The 18,445-nt window shown below is 39.9% G+C and carries 22 protein-coding genes; 14 read left to right on the top strand and 8 right to left on the bottom strand.

What is annotated here, in order from left to right; translation table 11 throughout:
• Positions 1–328: 328 nt before the first annotated feature.
• The 4 genes from AN214_RS20555 to AN214_RS20540 all read left to right on the top strand — a co-directional run bounded on the left by AN214_RS20555 (position 329) and on the right by AN214_RS20540 (position 2,702).
• Complete coding sequence (locus tag AN214_RS20555; protein ID WP_054981432.1) at positions 329–1,132, top strand: DUF2071 domain-containing protein; 804 nt, start codon at positions 329–331, stop codon at positions 1,130–1,132.
• A 58-nt stretch (positions 1,133–1,190) separates the two neighbouring features.
• The gene (locus AN214_RS20550) at positions 1,191–1,427 is read left to right on the top strand and encodes a helix-hairpin-helix domain-containing protein (protein ID WP_054981431.1); all 237 of its coding nucleotides are present in this window, start codon (positions 1,191–1,193) and stop codon (positions 1,425–1,427) included.
• A 25-nt stretch (positions 1,428–1,452) separates the two neighbouring features.
• Positions 1,453–1,950, top strand: coding sequence for an ATP-binding protein (locus AN214_RS20545; RefSeq protein ID WP_082428653.1), 498 nt, complete (start codon positions 1,453–1,455; stop codon positions 1,948–1,950).
• Between the two features lie 119 nt (positions 1,951–2,069).
• Entirely contained in the window at positions 2,070–2,702 is a 633-nt protein-coding gene (locus AN214_RS20540; RefSeq protein ID WP_054981430.1) for a LysE family translocator, read from the top strand.
• Between the two features lie 62 nt (positions 2,703–2,764).
• Here the strand turns inward: AN214_RS20540 and AN214_RS20535 are convergent, their stop codons facing one another.
• The 3 genes from AN214_RS20535 to AN214_RS20525 are packed head-to-tail and all read right to left on the bottom strand — an operon-like array spanning position 2,765 to position 4,887.
• Complete coding sequence (locus tag AN214_RS20535) at positions 2,765–4,003, bottom strand: serine hydrolase (protein WP_054981429.1); 1,239 nt, start codon at positions 4,001–4,003, stop codon at positions 2,765–2,767.
• 36 nt (positions 4,004–4,039) lie between these two features.
• Positions 4,040–4,642, bottom strand: coding sequence for a hypothetical protein (locus tag AN214_RS20530; protein ID WP_054981428.1), 603 nt, complete (start codon positions 4,640–4,642; stop codon positions 4,040–4,042).
• 14 nt (positions 4,643–4,656) lie between these two features.
• Positions 4,657–4,887, bottom strand: a complete 231-nt coding sequence (locus AN214_RS20525) for a helix-turn-helix transcriptional regulator (protein ID WP_054981427.1) — start codon at positions 4,885–4,887, stop codon at positions 4,657–4,659.
• A gap of 430 nt (positions 4,888–5,317) precedes the next feature.
• Here AN214_RS20525 and AN214_RS23100 point away from each other — a divergent pair, with 430 nt between their 5' ends.
• From AN214_RS23100 to AN214_RS23090, 3 genes are all read left to right on the top strand, one after another.
• Positions 5,318–5,791: a hypothetical protein gene (locus tag AN214_RS23100; protein ID WP_235576786.1), complete on the top strand. Its 474-nt coding sequence runs from the start codon at positions 5,318–5,320 to the stop codon at positions 5,789–5,791.
• 29 nt (positions 5,792–5,820) lie between these two features.
• A complete protein-coding gene (locus tag AN214_RS23095; RefSeq protein ID WP_235576785.1) occupies positions 5,821–6,615 on the top strand; it encodes a hypothetical protein in 795 nt (264 codons plus the stop codon).
• A 165-nt stretch (positions 6,616–6,780) separates the two neighbouring features.
• Positions 6,781–7,569 (top strand): hypothetical protein, encoded by a 789-nt coding sequence (locus AN214_RS23090; RefSeq protein ID WP_235576784.1) that lies wholly within the window; start codon positions 6,781–6,783, stop codon positions 7,567–7,569.
• A gap of 48 nt (positions 7,570–7,617) precedes the next feature.
• Here AN214_RS23090 and AN214_RS20515 read toward each other — a convergent pair whose 3' ends face one another.
• From AN214_RS20515 to AN214_RS20505, 3 genes are all read right to left on the bottom strand, one after another.
• On the bottom strand, positions 7,618–10,044 hold the full coding sequence (locus tag AN214_RS20515; protein ID WP_054981426.1) for a TonB-dependent receptor: 2,427 nt from the start codon (positions 10,042–10,044) through the stop codon (positions 7,618–7,620).
• A 68-nt stretch (positions 10,045–10,112) separates the two neighbouring features.
• On the bottom strand, positions 10,113–11,006 hold the full coding sequence (locus AN214_RS20510) for a FecR domain-containing protein (RefSeq protein ID WP_054981425.1): 894 nt from the start codon (positions 11,004–11,006) through the stop codon (positions 10,113–10,115).
• Positions 10,999–11,502 (bottom strand): RNA polymerase sigma factor, encoded by a 504-nt coding sequence (locus AN214_RS20505; RefSeq protein ID WP_161805704.1) that lies wholly within the window; start codon positions 11,500–11,502, stop codon positions 10,999–11,001. The genes AN214_RS20510 and AN214_RS20505 overlap by 8 nt, the downstream gene beginning before the upstream one ends.
• A gap of 245 nt (positions 11,503–11,747) precedes the next feature.
• On the opposite strand from AN214_RS20505, the gene sdhC reads away from it, so the two are divergent.
• The 7 genes from sdhC (at position 11,748) to AN214_RS22770 (ending at position 15,618) form a co-directional block, all read left to right on the top strand.
• Complete coding sequence (gene sdhC / locus AN214_RS20500) at positions 11,748–12,131, top strand: succinate dehydrogenase, cytochrome b556 subunit (protein WP_054981423.1); 384 nt, start codon at positions 11,748–11,750, stop codon at positions 12,129–12,131.
• Between the two features lie 647 nt (positions 12,132–12,778).
• Entirely contained in the window at positions 12,779–13,300 is a 522-nt protein-coding gene (locus AN214_RS20495) for a TonB-dependent receptor (RefSeq protein ID WP_054981422.1), read from the top strand.
• Positions 13,301–13,499: 199 nt separating this feature from the next.
• Entirely contained in the window at positions 13,500–14,066 is a 567-nt protein-coding gene (locus tag AN214_RS20490) for a Crp/Fnr family transcriptional regulator (protein WP_054981421.1), read from the top strand.
• Between the two features lie 75 nt (positions 14,067–14,141).
• Positions 14,142–14,573, top strand: a complete 432-nt coding sequence (locus tag AN214_RS23375; protein ID WP_200911151.1) for an isochorismatase family protein — start codon at positions 14,142–14,144, stop codon at positions 14,571–14,573.
• Entirely contained in the window at positions 14,480–14,800 is a 321-nt protein-coding gene (locus AN214_RS23205; protein ID WP_200911150.1) for a cysteine hydrolase family protein, read from the top strand. Before AN214_RS23375 ends, AN214_RS23205 begins: the two co-directional genes overlap by 94 nt.
• Positions 14,801–15,149: 349 nt before the next feature.
• Positions 15,150–15,488 carry a DUF413 domain-containing protein gene (gene maoP, locus AN214_RS20480; RefSeq protein ID WP_010558808.1) on the top strand — a complete coding sequence of 113 codons (339 nt, stop codon included), beginning with the start codon at positions 15,150–15,152 and terminating at the stop codon, positions 15,486–15,488.
• Complete coding sequence (locus tag AN214_RS22770; protein ID WP_157813594.1) at positions 15,478–15,618, top strand: hypothetical protein; 141 nt, start codon at positions 15,478–15,480, stop codon at positions 15,616–15,618. Before maoP ends, AN214_RS22770 begins: the two co-directional genes overlap by 11 nt.
• 139 nt (positions 15,619–15,757) lie before the next feature.
• Here the strand turns inward: AN214_RS22770 and AN214_RS20475 are convergent, their stop codons facing one another.
• Together AN214_RS20475 and AN214_RS20470 are read right to left on the bottom strand one after the other, a co-directional pair.
• On the bottom strand, positions 15,758–16,873 hold the full coding sequence (locus tag AN214_RS20475; protein WP_054981420.1) for a hypothetical protein: 1,116 nt from the start codon (positions 16,871–16,873) through the stop codon (positions 15,758–15,760).
• A gap of 136 nt (positions 16,874–17,009) precedes the next feature.
• Positions 17,010–18,296 carry an HNH endonuclease gene (locus AN214_RS20470; RefSeq protein ID WP_054981419.1) on the bottom strand — a complete coding sequence of 429 codons (1,287 nt, stop codon included), beginning with the start codon at positions 18,294–18,296 and terminating at the stop codon, positions 17,010–17,012.
• Positions 18,297–18,445: the final 149 nt, after the last annotated feature.

Below are 18,445 nucleotides of genomic sequence, written 5' to 3'. Positions count from 1 at the left end.
TCATGCTAACTGCGTTAGAATTTATCAATGTAGAACAACTACATAAGAAAAATTCCGCCTTGTTACCATTTCATTTATCCAGCGCTATCTGTGATCACATACTTAACAGAATTGGTATAAAATAAGCAAAATGGCCGCACCATTTTGCTTATTTTTGGTTACTCTTTCTAAGAAAATGCTAGTTTGTGGCCGCGTTTCTTATACCAATTCGATTGTTTAACATCATAACACAATCCCTTTAAACCAAACTCTTAGCCGCTTCTACATTGCAGTGACATACGTGTAATTAACGTGTTATAAATCGAGGTAAGAATTTCAAGGAGGTAGCGTGCAAAGTTCACGTAAATTTAAGGATTATCTCACCGCTCGACCTAAACCCACTGGCATTGATGTGTTATGCGGCTTAAAGCATTTTGCCATCATAACTTATGCGGTGCCCGCAGAGCGATTTTCAGGGTTGTTTCCGAAGCGCTTTTTACTCGATACCATTGAATTAAATGGCGAGCAGATGGCGTTAATCTCGGTAGTACCCTTTATTGATGTTGACTTTACCTCGGCAGTGTTTCCGTTTGCCAAATTCACTATGGGGCAAACTAATTACCGTATCTATATTATTGATAGTGAAACGGGCGAGCGTTGTGTGTGGTTTTTAGGCACCACACTTGATTCATGGACCTTAGCGGTACCGCGTTATCTGTGGAATTTGCCATGGCATGCGGGCAATATTCGGTTTGATTGTATTTTTGATGAGTCGACAGGCTTGTACCAGCAGTATCGTATGGAAACACGTTCCCAATGGGCAGCGGCATCTGTTGAGCTAAGCCAATCTGATAGCGATAGTCTACATTTCCCCGGCTTTCCAGATACAGAATCAGCGCTGGTTTATTTAACCCATCCGCTTGCGGGGTTTTATTATCGTCGAGATAAAAAACTTGGCACGTATCGGGTATGGCATGACGAATTGCGTGTAAAACCTGGTCAGCTAAAATCTGCAAGCTTTAAGCTGTTATCGGATTTAAACTTGGTAAATAACCAAGAGCAACAGTCGCCGTACAGTGTTTTAATTGAACCTATCAACGAATTTACAATTTATCTGCCGCCAACGGTGATAAACGATTTGAACACGGGTTAATTACCTTTTAGAGCTGATATTTTTTAATAATTTATTTTGATGTTTACAAGGAGTTGTAATGGTATTTTCAAGCCAAGAAAAAGCGGCATTGCTTGCCGTTAAAGGGGTTGGGCCAACCGTGATAAAGCGCTTTGAAGAAATAGGCATTCATTCATTTGCTGACTTAACCCAATACAGTGTTGATGATATTGCCGAAATGGTCGCCTCAATGTTAAGAACGAGCTGTTGGAAAAACAGCCCGCAGGCAAAAATGGCCATTGCAGCAGCAATTGAACGCGCAAAATTAACGCTTTAATCGCACGTTTCTTACAGGATGTTTTATGAAAAATCTTGGTAATTTAACCTTTTTTTGCGGCAAGATGGGAGCGGGCAAGTCAACCCAAGCAAGCCTGATAGCGAAGCAAACGCACGCCGTTTTGATTTCTGAAGATGAATGGTTAAGTGCGCACTTTCCCGAGCAAATTAAGTTGTTTGATGACTATATTCATTATGCAAATCTGATTAAACCGTTTGTGAAAACGCATGTGCAGCGTATGTTAGCAACGGGTAGTCATGTAGTAATGGATTTTCCTGCGAATACCGTAAAGCAACGCGCTTGGTTACGTTCATTGAGTGATGAAATTAATGGCCAACATAAAGTTATCTACTTAGATGTGAGTAATGCAACGTGTCTTGCACAAATCGCCAAGCGTCGTATTTCAGAACCTGAGCGATCGCATTTTGATACAGAAGCAATGTTTCATCATGTGACACAATATTTCGAGCCCCCGAAAGAGAATGAAGGACTTAACATAGTCCTAAACAAAAGTGCGCAATAACATACTAAATTTAAAGAATAGTTTTACGTTAACCTTGAGAAAAAGGAGAGTTAATTTAAGCCCACGAGTATAGATTAACCTGACATAACACCGCTTAAGAAACACGAATAGGAAAATATATGGATTTAAACGCATTACTTATATTCGTTATTGCTTGCCTGGCAATAAATTTAATTCCTGGACCCGATGTGATTTACATCGTATCAAACACAATGAAAGGTAAAATGACAACGGGATTAAAAGCGGCAATGGGACTGGGCGTTGGTTATTTTGCACATACCTTAGCTGCATGCCTTGGTTTGTCGGCGATAATTTTAAGCTCTGCACTGGCATTTACCCTAGTTAAGGTGTTAGGAGCAGCGTATTTATGTTACCTCGGTATTAAGTCACTTTACGCGATGTGGCGTGGTGAAAGTCAGGTCGTGCTAAACGATAAATCACGCGCTTCAGACAATGTATTTTTGCAAGGAATAATTGTAAGTGTTTTAAATCCTAAAGTAGCGCTATTTTTTCTCTCGTTCTTACCGCAATTTATCAACACATCGTCTGCTGATGTTGCGCTTCAGCTGCTGTTATTAGGGTGTGTTTTCAGTCTATTAGCAACGGCATGTAATTTACTCTACGCGGTATTGGGCAGTTGGCTGTTTAAAAGAGCAAATTCAGCGCGTTTTACCCGTGTTTTAGATGGCATTTCCGGCGTGCTACTGGTGGGCTTAGCCAGTAAAGTGCTGGTCAGTGACGCCACCAAGTAATCGTTTTAATACGTTTTACGTGCCAGCCATGCTCTATGCTGACACGTATTCTACTCGTCACTTTACGTTGAGATAACCCGTTGACGGTAAACGAGAGCAAGAGCGATCAAAATTACGACTACGCCTAAACCTATGGGTAAAAAGGCACTGCGAATCGCGCGTTCGAAGGTTAAAAAGTCGGGTATACCTGCTTGCCAAAAGGTCCATTCAGATGCGATAGCGGTTGCAAGATTTTCTCCGCCAGAGGTTAACACAATGATTGCATCGTGATTAGTTGGATTGAGGCGAAGTGCGCTGTTAATTGCGGGCTCATTTGCGCCATCATGACCGAGAATAAATTTACCATCCGGTAGCGGGGCATATAGCATCGCACCCATGCCCCAAATTGGCGCCCCTAGTTTATGACCGAGAGGTTTACTTAATGTGTTGATGGCATTTTTAGTGTGTTTATCCGTTTGCTGTAAGGCCAATACAAACTGAGTAAGGTCATTAGTGCTAGCCAGTAACCCCGTTGCGGCAGGGCTTACATATTGATAAAAAGGCGCTTTTTTGCCAGCCGAATCATAAGGATGTGCCACATTACTGTGCGTTTCGATAAATGCATAATTGGCGCGATACATCGATAGCGGGCTGAAAATGGTTTTTGCCATAAAATCTTCAAATGACATCTTAGTCACATTTTCGATGATATGTTCTGTAATTAGGTAACCGCCGCCCGAATATTGCCACTGAGTTGCTGGTTCGTATCCGATTTCAAGTTTAACGTCACCGCGCGCGCCTTTAGGGTGGTTTAATGACTCAATTAAACTAGGCATTGGCTGGCTTTTACTAATGTCGGCAAAGCCTAAGCCATCGGTTAACCCCGAGGTATGGGACAGTAAACTGCGCAAGGTGATTTTATTATGATTGAAACTGGATGCGGGTAATTGCCATGCTGCTGTTAGGTAATTAGCAATAGGTGCATCTAAATCAATGTCGCCTTGTTGTGCCAATTGATACACACCATATGCGGTAAATAACTTGCTCATTGACGCCACAGGGAAGAGGGTATCATCATTTACTGAATTTATTGATGGTGTGAATTGTTTCGAAACAACCCGCCCGTCCTCAATAATAACCATGGCAAAATTTCCTTTTGCCTCGTTTAAAAAGCGCTGTTGAACCTTAGCAATAAATGCGGCCGTATCGCCTTGTTTGGCAAGCGGTGTTAACCACCAACCATTTAATGCGCCATAAAGGCAAACGCAACTCCAACTCAAAGTGAGTACAATAAAGCTTATAAGTACTTTAACTAAACGCATAACATATCCTTGTTTTGTCTCATTACCTTGTATGGCTTAAATTACTTCCAGTTCTTCTTTGTCTTTCACAAAGTAAATAGACAGTACCAGCAGTGCAGCAGGGAATAGGAATACGTTGGTGAAAGACAAAACAAGGGTCATTTGTAGAATGCTCATTAATAACATTAACACCGAAAATACCTTGAGCAGTGGCGGCAAATGTTTGTTAAGTAAACATACGATTGAAAAAACAGCCGCGAATAATGTATATAGCCCCAGAGAACCAAACGCTATTACCATCGCGACCAAGCCTGTACTTTCTGAAAGCGTATTTTGGTTAGTTAAGGCTAAATAAATATCAAATAACACTGTTGAGTGAAATATGGCGACGATTGCGGCCATAGTACACAGCAAAATACGAGCGGAGCGGGCATTAAAGTGAGATTTTAGGTGATTGCTTAAGCTTAAATAAACACACACTTCTAATGCGCCAATCAATACAAACAGTAAATCACGCCAATGGAATGTGAGTAGATCTTGTTTAAGAGCGGCTTCAAAGCCATCAAAGGTTTGGCCCAAAAACGTGATCCAGTAAAATGGAAATAGCACTGCTAGCAAAGCAGCGGCCCCAGCGGATATAAAATTATCGCGAGAAGTCATAATACGTCCTTTCGTTATGTATCCAGATCAGCGTCTGAATGATCGTGCTCATATTGCAAAATATCGCCCGGTTGACAATTAAGCGCCGAACAAATTGCTTCTAATGTTGAGAACCGAATAGCTTTTACTTTGCCATTCTTAAGCAGCGATAAATTGGTCATTGAAATACCGATATCTTGCGATAATTGTTTCAATGACATTTTATTTTTTGCCAGTTCTATATCTAGGTTGATTCGTATACTCATGCTTATAAATTAATCGTGAAATTTATGCTTGTCAAATAAAGTTTTATGATAAACGTAAAATTTTTGATGTTTAACGTTTTTTTTGAGAGTAGTGTAAAAAGCACGTTTTTTGCGACGGTTTGGGCTTTTAAAACGTGAAACTATTGCAATAATTTGATCAATTAACAAACAGTTGTTAGGCTGAATGAAGCATTGAGCAGTAGGGATGCATTTGTTTTTAAGTGGTACTTAATAAACTAAATAACCTCAGTTTTGGATGAGAGCGTTTTTACTGCTTTTGCGTTAATCACACACTAACTTGTATAAGTGGGTGTCACCTTTCTCGCAACAGTAAGCGATTTAAAAGCGCGTGTTCAGTTGCGAAACATCACAACTGCCTAGTAACGTCTAATCTAACTCTGAGGAAAACAACTCAGATTTAGGAAAAGCAATGATTAAACAGTTAGTTATGGCGGCGTTACTGAGCGCCGCTGCAATCTCACCAGCGAGTTGGGCGGGCACTCAGTCGGTTGAAATCGAAAATGTGTCGGTTAACAACAAGCAAACTTGGCTTAAAGTTAAAGGTGAACTAAAAGGCTTTGGTAAAAATACGTCGTTAACCTTACGAGATGCCGACAATCTAGACGTTATTTTTCATTCAGAAATCGTGAAAAATAAACGCTTTAATGCGAAAGTGCAAATTGAAGATCTCATTTATGTGCCGTGTAAAATAGCCGCTGTTGCGAATAACAATACCACTTTAATTGATAGCGCAGATGTTACCGATGTGAGTTCTTGCGGCGGTTACAGTGCGACATTATCGGGTTTAGTGACGGATGAACCCATTCCATATGCCAGTGTTAGTGTTACCGTTAATGGTATACCTTTACGACTACAGCCGATGAAAACGGTGCTTATTCGCTGACGATTTTAACCACTACAATTGAAACACTTGTGAAAATAGAATCATCGGCCTTTGATGCGCAAACTGGCGATGAAATTAACTTCGTTAATTTGTTAGGGTCGTTTGCAAAAGTATTAGAAGATGACTCTCATAATGTTACGAACGTAACAACTGCGAGTTACGTATTAACGCTTGCGGCAAATGGCTTTCAAGAACCCACTAATATTACTGAATTACAGCAAGCTGAAACCGCAGTTGATGCATCGCAGTTGATTGAATTAGCGGCGGTCATTAAATTGATTGTTGATGATGCAAATTACCAATTGCCCGATGGATACAACAGTATTATTGAATTTGTGTCATCGCAAAGTGCGGTTGAGAGTTTTATTGAGAACACACCCGAAGCAGATTTAATCGCAGCGCAAAACGCAATTTTAGCCGACAGTGACTTAGTGGCAGGATTCGATGAAAGTGATATTCCAAGTTTTTATTACGCCATTGATACCGCCGAACCTGGATATTTATCACGCAGTGGCTCAGCACTTAAATTTAACGCAACAGGTACTGGAAGCAAGCTCAGTTTTACCTCATGGAATGGGCAAGCAATTAACGCGGGCTATTCGTGGCATGTTGCCAATGGTCGAATCGAAACAACCTATACCACCCCTATCGAGCAAGAATTACTAACTTACAATATTGAATCGCTTACTGACGATCAGGCTGAAATTGATGCATTTTATGCGGGCGGTGGCGTAGATGACCAAATCGTGTTTTATCAATCAACGCTGTCGCAAAATTACACTCGTGTTGTTGATGGTGCGTTAGTTGATGTAATTAATGTTTAAACGCGCGTTGAAAAGCGAACGCCACCAATTCAATTAACGAATGGAGATACCTTAACGCTGCAAAATAATAAAATTGAAATCAGCAGTGGTCAGCAAACTTTTCGATCTAGGCTTGATATTGAGCCGATTGCGTTTAAAGCGGACTGCAGCAATGGTGTTGCATGTGTGCTTGGTTTGTGGGGCGGGCAATATAATTACTCGGAAGGTAAACGCGCTTATGATGATTATATTTATCCTACCACCTCGTACGCCGATGTAATTATGTTTGATTCAAATGGCTTGGCCAACGGCAAAATATCCGATATTACCGCAAACTGGCAGGTAAACAATGCGGGCCAGTTGGTGATCCAATATCCAAATGGCGCTGTACAAACGAGCGAAATCATAGACCAACTTGGATTAGAATACGGTGTGTTTTCTCAGTTCAGTACGCCAGAAGGTGAATTTGCTACCTATGATATTTGGGTAAAAGGGCAAACTAACTTTGTACTCGATAGTGCTTATTTGCAGCCAACAAGCAGCACCCATTACTGGAATGGTGAAATCAATTCGTGGATCCCGGGTTCGTTTGATAGCAATGGCTTGCTTATTCCAGAACGCTTATGGGGCTGGTTGTTTACCAGTCACACAGTGCAAAATATCGATGGTGTTGCATGGCAGGGACCAGACCAAAACGGATTAAGCAGCATCAATTTTGTGCTAAGTGATGCGGTGAGTTATCAGGTGGGGGCGCAAAATATTGAAATTAACCGCCTACCTTTTGCCAAACGTTTTTGGTATCCCATTGCAAGTACCATTATTAACGGCGATAGAGTGTTTTACATTGTTGAACGTGAAGAGCGTGATGCGCAATTGTGGTTTGGTGGGCAGCCAGGTTACAATACCTTTATCCCGTCGCGCATTAATATTGAGCGAGAAGTAGACCGAGCAAATTACACCAATGTAGCGCGCTAAAACGTTAAGGGCGTATGCCCTTAACGCTTAATAAATTGACGTGTTAGTTTACCAGTTATAGCGATAAGTGAGTTTCACCATCGCACCTTTCGCAGGAATATGGCTAGTATTAGCGTTAGAGCGTAATAATTGACTATAAAGCGGGTAATACTCGCGGTTAGTGGCGTTTTCTATACCAATATTTACAACGCTTTGGTCTAGCTCAATGCTGGCGAATAAGTCGAGTGTGGTATACGAATCTGTTTGGTGGCGGCCAAAGCCGGTGTTGCCATTTAAGCGGTAATCGTGACCGTCAACATAGTTTAGTTGCGCTTGCAGATTAATGTTATCGTACTGATATTGGGTTGCGAATGTTGCTTTTAATGGCGCTATTCTAAAACCATTCATTTCGCGCCATTTGTCGGTGCCTTCAGGTTTTTCATCACCGTTTATTTTGCTCACTAACGCCATCATGCTTAGGGCATCCGTTAGGTAATAGTTTACGTCCAGCTCGATACCTGAAATTCGTTCTTTATCGCGGCGCAAGTCTAAACCAAAGCCACTGCTTTTAACGCGCCCACGGTCTGACGTTGAATTAAAGAGCGCACCATTAACGGTAACGTTATCCGATTGATAGTTAAAACCAATTTCAAAGTTATCTGAGGTTACGGGTTCTAACTCACTGCTTTTGATGTCAAAATCACTTGATGCGTAGCGAAGTAGCAGACCAATATCAGGTAATTCGTACCCTTGGTCAAATGCGATATAGGTTTTTACATTGTCGGTTAGACTATAGTTTACGCTAGCGTTTAGCATAGTGCCGTCGTAGCTTTTGCTGCCACCATCAACAGAATTACCTTGGCCAAGAGTTGTAAAATCATCGAACGAAACACGAATATGTTCAAAACGTGCTCCGGCATCTACATCAAGACCCCAATTTGTGTGGTACTTGTATTGCGCAAATGCGGCAATGTTATTGGTGTCGGTTTCTGGCATAAAGGTTTTATCTTCGAGTTTGACGAACTCTAAGCCGTTACTATTATCAAATACTTCAGGGTCGTATGCTGTGATCGGCATTTTAGTCGATTCAAAATTACCATCTAGGCCATAAATAACGGTGTGATTGCTAATTGGCAGGCTAAATGCGCTTCTAAAACCAAGCACTTGCGCATTAAGGTAAACTTGCCCTAAATGATTCCAAGAGGCGAATGGGCGACCGTCAAACGGATAAAAGCGGGTTTCGTAGTCGCGATAATAAAGCTGGCCAGAAAATAGCTGCGACCATAAATCGTTGTCAACATAATGAAGGTTAAACATTAAGTTGTCGGCACTATTTTGTTCAGCTAATACCAGGCCTTTACGCGGTTTTGCACTTACGCTATGTAATGGCAGCGAGTTAACACTTGGATCTGACGCGAACTCAGTGTCTTGGCTTGAATCAAACCACATTACACTGGCAAACAGCTCTGCATTTTTATTAAACTGATAACCGACCTTGCCGTGAAGGCTAAATTGAGTGCTGTCAAATAGGTCACCTTGGCTTGGCTCTGGTGCAATTCTGTCGCCATTTGCATCAAAATAGGCACCGGTCGATGCGATATCAAAGTCTACTGCAAACGACAGCTTATCACGTTGATCAGCAATACTTTGACCAAGTTTATAAGTGGCGGCATCGCTTGAAATTTTAGTTAAGCTAGTGCTTAATTCTGCACGTGTTTGGGTGCTTGATTGCTTAGCCGTTTTAGTGGTGATGTACATTACACCACCGCTTGCGCCTGAACCGTAAATGGCGTTACCACCACGTACAATTTCAATTGAATAGATCAGTGATGGATCAAGATTAAATAGGTCGCGCGACACATTACGGTTAGTACTCATTGGCACACCATCAATCAATACCAGTAAATTGCGCCCACGTAATGTTAAACCAAAATTCGTCATGGTTTGACTGGCAGGCGATACACCGGGCACTAGTTTGCCAATTACCTGAGCTAAGTTTGCATTCGCGGCCATTGCATTAGTGATATCGGCTGCTGAAAAATAGCTGGTTTGACGTGCAACACTGGTCAGCCCTTGTTGCATACGAGAGCCATTTACTTGCACTACTTCAATGTTATCTAATGGCGCAGTTGTTGATGGTTTGCTCGTCGTTTGCGAATTTTGGCTTTGCGGCGCTTTTGCTTTTAGCACTACACCTTGCGGTGATTTCCACTCAGCGTATAAATTTGATTGGTTGAGCAAATACGTAAGGCCTTGAGCCGCAGTGAATTGGCCTTTAAGCGGCGCATTTTGTTGTTCGTTTAATAGCGCATCGTTTACAAATAATTGAATGCCGGTAACGCGTGTAAATTCAGCTAAGCCTTGGCGTAACGAGGATGCATTAATATCAAATTGAACAAGCTGATTAACACTTTGCGTATTGGCAAGCACAACAGGTGAGTAAATCGTAGAAAGAGAGGCTGCTGAAATAGCTAATGCAAGTGGGAGGATTTTCATTTTTAACCTTAATAAAAATAATTCTTACTATCTATAACGCGTTAAAAATGAAAAACCGTAAATTATTTTTAATAAATTATGAGATCGTTACTGGCATTGCGCATTTGCTTTAAATTTAAGCTTTCCAATAACAAAGACAGTGCAAACTCAGGCGATTGTGTATTTACATTACCGGTTACCTTTAAATTTAGGTGTTGCTGATTAACGACGCTGATTTTGTAATCCACAAAAGGTTGTAACTGCTTAATTGCATCGCCAAGGGGAGTTGCATTAAAGATCAGTTTGCCATCACGCCAGGCCAACGCCGCATTAATTTCGCTTGCGTGCATTTTCAGCCAATGTTTATTTGATAAAATTAACCCTTCACCTTGTGCAAGTTGCTGCGTTTGCTTGGTTTGGGTGTTGGTAACACTGACTTTATGCTCAGTTACAACCACTTTTGCCACGCCTAACGTATTGATCAAAAAAGACGTACCTAGCGCGGTGACTTGCTTATTATTAAACTCAACGCGAAATGGTCGACTAGCATCGCTTGCAACATCAAACCAGGCATCTCCTTCAAGCAATTTGATTATGCGTTCGTTTTGACTGTAAGCAACGGCAATTTTAGTGGGTTTTTTTAACTCGATTACTGAACCATCGCTTAAGGTTACAGGGCTTTGCTCGGCACTAAAGTACACCAATGATGGCGCTACTTTGCTGGTGTTGGGCGTTTTGAAAAGCCAAATTGTCAGCGCAAATGCCGCTAACGATAAAAACGCCAATGAATGACCTAAACGAGGTGCTTTATTGCTGTTGCTGTTTAGTAATATGTCGCGCTCAGCAAAGTAGGTATCTTGATGTTGTTTAGACTTTTTGCACCAAGCGACAAAAGCGCGCTGTTGCTCGTAAGTTACGTTGTCAGCGCGCATTTTTGTTAACCAGCGCTTGGCTTGTAAGCGAATTAACCAGTATTTAATCATTATGCTGTGACCCCCAAATAAGCTGACGGCATTTACTTTGCAAAGTCGCCAATGACTTTTCAACCCAACTCAGTGAGCGCCCTTTATCACACGCGATATTGCGACAGCTATCGCCATTGATTTTAGCGCGCCAAATTAAATCTTTCATTTCGGGCTTTTGTTTATCGAGCAGTTGCTGGATTTTTTCAATGGCTAGGTGCTGGCCAACATGTAGTTCTGGACAGGTATCGGCTTTAAGTGAATCCAGATCGACATCATCAACTAACTCTTTACTGCTTTTGCGATAAAAATCAATAATTAAGTTGTTCAACATGGTTGTGACATAGGCATTAATATTGCCAATGCTATGCCAGTTTTCAACGAGCATAAGCTTAAGGTAAAGCTCTTGCGAAAGATCTTTTCTGGTTTCGCTACATGCTACTTTTTTGGCGAGGTGTTGCTGCATTAACGGCATGCAATGTTGATAAATTCGCTCGGCAGTATAGGGAGGCTGCATTGAAATCATTAAAACAGTCAATTTGTCGCTAATGCTAATGATAGCTATTATCAAAATCAAGCTTTATGTGGTCGGTGCACTGTGTTTATTAAATCCATTCTTTTCAACTTCATACAAAAACGTGTCGAACTTTGCCTGATTAATCATCAACACAGTGAGATTAGGTGTTAATTTAAATGTGTGAGATTGATAATGATTATCGTTAGTGTTGATTTGTTTTCACTCTATAATTTTGGTTTTATGTTATGAAAAATAAGCGGCCAGTCAATTTGGCAATTCATACCATGGCGTTACCCATTACTGCCTACGCATCAATTTTGCATCGAATTTGTGCAGTAATCATTTGGTTTTATTCAGTAGGTTTAATCCCTGTTATTTGTTATGCGAGTCGCTCTCAACAGCAGTTTGACGAAGTGAAGTCCTATTTTAATGATGTATTTTTTATCCAATTTTTAGTTTGGGGTGGGTTAACTGCATTGGCATATTATTGCCTTGCAAGTGTTAAACACTTTATTCAGGAGTTTGGTTATTTTGAAGAGTTATCAGGCGGCATTGCGATTTCTCGCGTTACGATTGGTTTGGCACTGGTGGTAAGCATTATTGCAGGAGGCTGGGTTTGGCTAGTTTAAACATTAATCGTCACGGTACAAAACAGTGGATTTTTCAGCGGATCGCTAATTTATTTATTGTGCTACTTAGTCTGTGTTTTGTTTTTGTGTTTGCTACTTTTCCTGTCGACAATTATACATCGTTCATCAGGTTGCTAGACGCTAATTGGTTTAAAGTAATCGCGAGTATAAGCCTTATTATTTATCATTTAATAGCATGCTGGCAGGTTGGCAAATCGCAGGCGATTACGTAAAGGGAGGTTTCGTTAACTATTTATTCAATACATTGTGTATTGTGGTAAGTGTAATGATTGCGGCACTTGGTAACTACATTATTTGGTTTTAACCCGTGTTTAACTTTGCCAATGCACAAAAGTGTATGTGAAAAATAAAGCCTGTTTAAAAACAGGCTTTATTGTTGAATAGCATGCCTTGTCCTGAAATGTGTTTACACATTTAGATGTAAACACACTATCCAACATTTGTGCTTCAACATGAATCTTTTAAGCTAATCTAACCAAGAATAACGCTAATTTTTAGTTAAGATATTTGTTCGTTTATTCAAACACAAAAGCGACAGTTATGTGTTGGCAAGTGCCTTTGAAATCATATGTTATAATGTATTATTTTGTTTTTTTAAACGGACCTTAAAACCATGAAGTTAAATAATGGCGTGTGTGCCTTACCTCTCTCTATTATCGCTCTCCCTTTATGCCAATACCGAAAAGTCACTCGAACATATTGAAGTATTGGGCACACGCGCCCCAATGTATGATGCCCGCGATGTGAACGCCGCTGCCCTGGGCATTAAAGATCCTTTGCAGCTGCCAATTTCCATTCAGTCGTTTTCAGAACAACTTATCGATAATCAACTTGCGCGTACGTTAAGTGAGGTACTAAGTAATGATGCTTCGCTTAAAGGCTTGTCTGGGTTAAGCGCCAATATCGGTGTTTTTTACGTTGGTGAGCGCCAACAAAACTTACAAAACAGCTTATCACTGCCAAGCTATACGCGCGTTGATACGGGCGTACGTTATGACTTTAGCGACCTTAATTTAATGCTGCGCTTTAAAGTTGAAAACCTATTTGATAAAGAATATTGGGTATCTGCAGGCGCAAAGGGCATGGATTGGGGCGTAGCGCCGGGTAACGGACGCCTTGTGTCGTTATCTGCGAATTATACGTTCTAAGGTTTTTAAGGTGCTGGCGTTGCTAGCACCTTTTTTTAGGGTTTTGCGTCTGTATATTTTTTGGTCTGTAGGTCATGTTTTTAAAGCGCACAACATTCGGTGTTTTAGCAAAGATTAGATATAACTTGTAATGTGTTACTGCATTGTTGGTTGTTTGCGAATAGTATGGTTGCCAACACAAGTTGGATAGGTATCGCAAATGGATATGCCACTTTTAGTATTTTTAGAGTCTAAAGGCATAAGTAAAGCAAAAGCGGCTTTACTTGCTAAAGAATTAAAGCCCGTAATCTTTAAATTTAACACGCCGTTGTTAGCCCAAGGTGAACACTGGCAAGATTTTTATGTTATCTCACAAGGACTTGTGCGCCTGTACTACCTCGACTCAGAGGGTAAAGAATCAAATAAAGGTTTTTTTGGTGAAGGTGACATATTGGCACCAATCGCGCCGTCGGCAATAACAGGTCCATCGAATTTTTATGTTGAAACTTTGACTGAGGTACATGGCTATCATATTGCTTACGCTAAAGTGGTTGAACTATTAAAAGATTGCAGTATTAGTCAGTGCTTATTTCATTGTTTAACAGTGCAATTGCTCGAAGACAAAATAGAGCGCGAATTAATGTTTTTGCAGCAAGACGCGAAAAAACGCTACGCTTACTTTTCAAATAAATACCCAGCACTTTGTCAGCAAATACCGCTTAAACACATCGCTTCATATCTTGGTATGACAGACGTTACCTTATCTCGTGTAAAAAATAAGAATTAATGCCTTATCAAATGTTAAGGCAAACGCAGGTTAATCAAATCACACTATTGCTACATTTACTTTGTAGGAATTGTTATGAAAAATTTACTCAACTGCCAAATAGTCATCTGCTGCCTGTTTTTTAGTTGCCATGTATTGGCAAAGAAACAGGTAAACACAAGCGCGTTAGTACTGATTGAATACCAAAATGAATGGGTATCGCCAAAAGGCACACTAAGAAATTTATTGGTTAAAGATAAAAAGGCATTTGCACAGGCTATTAGCCAATCTCAGCAATTATTAGCAAAAGCACGTCAGCATCAAATGCATATTGTACACGTTACATTAAAACCCGATGCTAATTATCAAATTTTTGGCAACGCGCAATTCGGGTTGCGTGCCGCCATTAAAAAGCCAAAACATGGCAAGGTGATATGGCAAATATTCACCCTAATTTTCAGCCAAAAGCAGGTGAGTTTGTTATTTCTGAACGCTCGGGTGCATCGGCGTTTGCTGGTAGCAGTTTAGATAGTTACCTAAGAAACAACAATATCACAACACTATACCTTGCTGGCTTTGCAACGCATGTGTGTGTTGAATCTACGCTCAGAGAAGCGCATGACAAAGGTTATACAACGTATGTTGTAACCGACGCGACAGGGGCATTTACTCAACAACAGCAAACTTATTTTGAAGACGAGATTTTGCATCACTTTGGAAAAGGAATTTTAGTTGAAGCATTCGACGCAATTTAGCACTATTTAGCACGGCATTACACGCAATCTCGTGTTGTGTGTAATGTATCATCTCGTTTTGTTCTATCTATAGTAAATGTTTGTTTTAATGTGTTTTTAATCACTTTTAGTTTTAAATTTTTGCAGTTCCTTTGATTTATTTAACGTCTTTCTAAGATGAAAATTATGGCCGTTAATTAAGCGTAAATCGGGCTGTTTTTTCGCTCTTTTTTATCACCATAAATTTTTATCTTCACGATAATAATTTTTTGATTTTCTTCTTTGAAAAATTTAACTATTTTTCACTTGCGAGCGCATCAATAGTTGATGTGGGCAAGGTTTAATTTACTAACATGTTGAGATTAAAAATATGGCAGCTGAAATTAGATTAGGTGGTCGAAAATTTTATGACGATGAACACTTTCCTGGTGGCATCGATAGGGCTGGCTTTTTCACTATTCCTGAGGCAAATTTTTTAATTAATTATGGCTATACGTTAAACGGCTTGTATTGTGGCGAATTGGCACCGAGTAACGAGGCGGAGCAAAACTTTGTTGATAACATCAATGTGGATGCTGAGTCTGGATTATACGAGGTGCGCTTATGGCGCAAGTACTTAAAAGCGCTATATAAAGTGAGCCACAGAGCGAGTGCAAATAGTTCTCGCAATGAAGTAACACGGTCGTATGAGAGTTTCGATGAAGCATGAGCAAAATCAAGGTAGTTATCTTGAGAAGAACAAAGCACACAAGAAAGCAAAAAAGGAAAAACCGAAAGCTAAATTAAGTCACAAATCTAAACGCAAAAAATTTGATGATGATGACTGGAGTGACGAGTAGTACTCACGTCTTCATCTACACAAAAACCATAGGGCTTGTTTATTCTTGTTGATAGTTCAATTAGGAAAAACCAGCCCTAGTGGTATGTCGCGGCCCAGTTATTTACTCTAGTGAGTCCTTTGGTTTAGGCACTTGTTAGCTACCGTTTTACTATTTTTATTTTACCGATAACATCATTATCTGCAATTTTATGCTTTATGCCTTTATATGGGCTTTCTTCAGCCAACTCCCAGATGAAGTTTGAAAAATTAACCATTACAGTTTTTGAGTAAGTTAGTATATCGTGGGATTGTTTTTCATCGTTCGATTGACCAAAGAACTCTTTCAACTTTTGATCAAATTTATCAAATGACTCTAATGTATTTCGTTCAAGTTTTATTGCTTCTGGGTTTAATGGTATTGGTGCGACAATTTTAGGAAGTAACTTACCTTCGTGCAAAGTTACGCTTTCAACACGAATCCATAGATGGCCACCAGCCATTGACATTGGACAAGCATGTGTAACTAAGTCGCGATATGAGCCTAATATATTTAACCAACCGTTTTTATCACAAGCATTTTTATAGTTAGCTCTAAATGATGTAGGTTGGCTCTTATCTTTGAAGTACTTTTTGAATATACGAGATGTCATATTCATGTGCTGTACATCCAACTTTTCATCATCTGTTAATATGAAATGAAAAATAAATTCGGATAAGTAATCCCTTAAAGTACATGCGTCAAATAAAAAGTGCTGAAAAGAGTTATAAATCTCTTTTGAGAATCCATCTTCAAATTTACTTCCTATTTCAATTTTTTCTTGTACACATCGCCCCATAAGCTGCTTTCTGTATCTATGGGACAGTACGCTAAATGATTCATTTAACGTACTAATTTGATGAGATATTCGTTTAGCAATATCCCACAAGAACGCATCCTTTAATTTATGACCTTGATTCGATACATGTGACCAGTGCCAAATAGCTTTTGTGTGAGACCATGATTTTGATTTGTAAGCTGTATGAACTCTCCATTCTGATGGAGCACTACCATCGACATGAGATACATCAGTATAAAACTCTGTACCAACTAGTTCGCTTAATCCTACTTGAGCTAATCCTTTATATAAGTTTTGATATGTTGGAATCGTTATCACTACCGATTTACCATCAATGGTGCTTGGGTAAATCTTAACTTGATTAGATAAAGGTAAATTAATTGCATGAATACCACCGAGAAAATGGACATCCCTCCCTGATATTGGCCAATTATTCAATTTTAATCTCCATAGTTTGATAAGGTACCAACGCCCGGCTCACCAGCGCCCGAACCGGAGAGCTTTTTGTGGTAAAGTGAGCGCAGCGAAGCCCACAAAAAGAGCGTAGGTTTGGGCGTCTGCGTGGAGCCGATTGTTAGGCTTGATCTTTGTCATTCTGCACAAACCTTAGCTTTTCAGTTAGCTCAATCTCATTGCTATTATTGTAGTCATCGAATCTCCAGTCACTAGAAGCGCTGTACTGTGGAAAAAATCTCCAAAAGCTATCGAACTCTTCCTCCTTAACGAAAGAACACTTGTCTTTCCTTGAATACGGGACGATGAATATATAAATAAAACCCGCTGCTTTAAATTCGCCAACTATATGAGGGTGATTGTAGTTTTCAGTTTTTCTTACATACAAAGTAATCGACGGGAAAGTAGCAATTGAACCGCGATCCAAACTCACCGCAACTTTAGGTACATTAGCTCCGGGGGTACAGGATTTCATCCAAGAAATAGTATCTTCCAAGTAAGCTATTTCTTTTTGATCAACCACCGACAGTGCAATCTTGCACAACGCCTTATAGATGTTAATAGGTACATATTTTTTATGCGAAACAAGCGTTACAGTGATCTCTTTTTCTGATACCACGTCTATTTTTGGAGCTTGAATCACCGAGCCCTTATCGTTCTGAAAGAGCTTTGAATCTTTGTATTTGTTAATTGAAGGTACACCACCTTTCCCTTTAACCCCAAAAAAGACTCTAGCAATATCCAGATTTTCCACCAATGTTGGCTCAATATTCGCACCAAAGTACTCATTACAAGCATCACATTCTTCGTACAGAATAATATTTTTATTTCCAAGACCTTCGGATATTGCATGCGCAACCTTTTTAAAGGTTGCGCCATCATTCTCGGACTTTTTACAAAACCGACATACTCTTTTTGACTTCGTTCTCTCTCCAATGTAGGTTCTTCGGTCGTTTCTAATATTAACTAGATTATACTCTTTGAGAAGATCCTCAAAGTGACTATTAAATTCATCTCTCTTTTGAAAAAACAGGTTTTGCACTTTGGACGAATCATCCGTGGAGCTAAGAGCTTGAAGATATAATTCAAGATCTAATATTTTTTGTGTGTCTTCAGGCTTATTTGGCAAAATTAGAAAATAGCTGTCATTTTCTACAGAGTCGATTTTACTTTTCAATTTATTTAGTACAGGAACTTTGTCTTTATATTTGTCGATGAATGCCCATAGATTATTCTTAAGGCTAACGGTCGCAACCTGTGCGGGAGAAATATTGAGATTCGACTCTTCCAGCTCACCAAAGATAGACATGAATTCAATATAAACGTCCAATGTATTGTCATTAACTGGACTGAAACTCATCTCGAACCCATCGTCGCTCAACAGAAAGTAAACCGATAAATTATCCAAGCAATTCTCCTTTAGGGATGACCTAAGCCTAACAATTTAATAGTGCGCAAATTGCGCATTTTTCTGATTTGCAATCGCGCACTTTTCTGAATGCTTTAGTTTTAACAAAGTTGATAACTAGTTGCCAGTATTATTAAAAATACATGTGG

It is taken from the genome of Pseudoalteromonas sp. P1-9 (assembly GCF_001399975.1).
Classification (GTDB): domain Bacteria; phylum Pseudomonadota; class Gammaproteobacteria; order Enterobacterales; family Alteromonadaceae; genus Pseudoalteromonas.
This window is presented reverse-complemented; position numbering and strand designations above follow the sequence as displayed.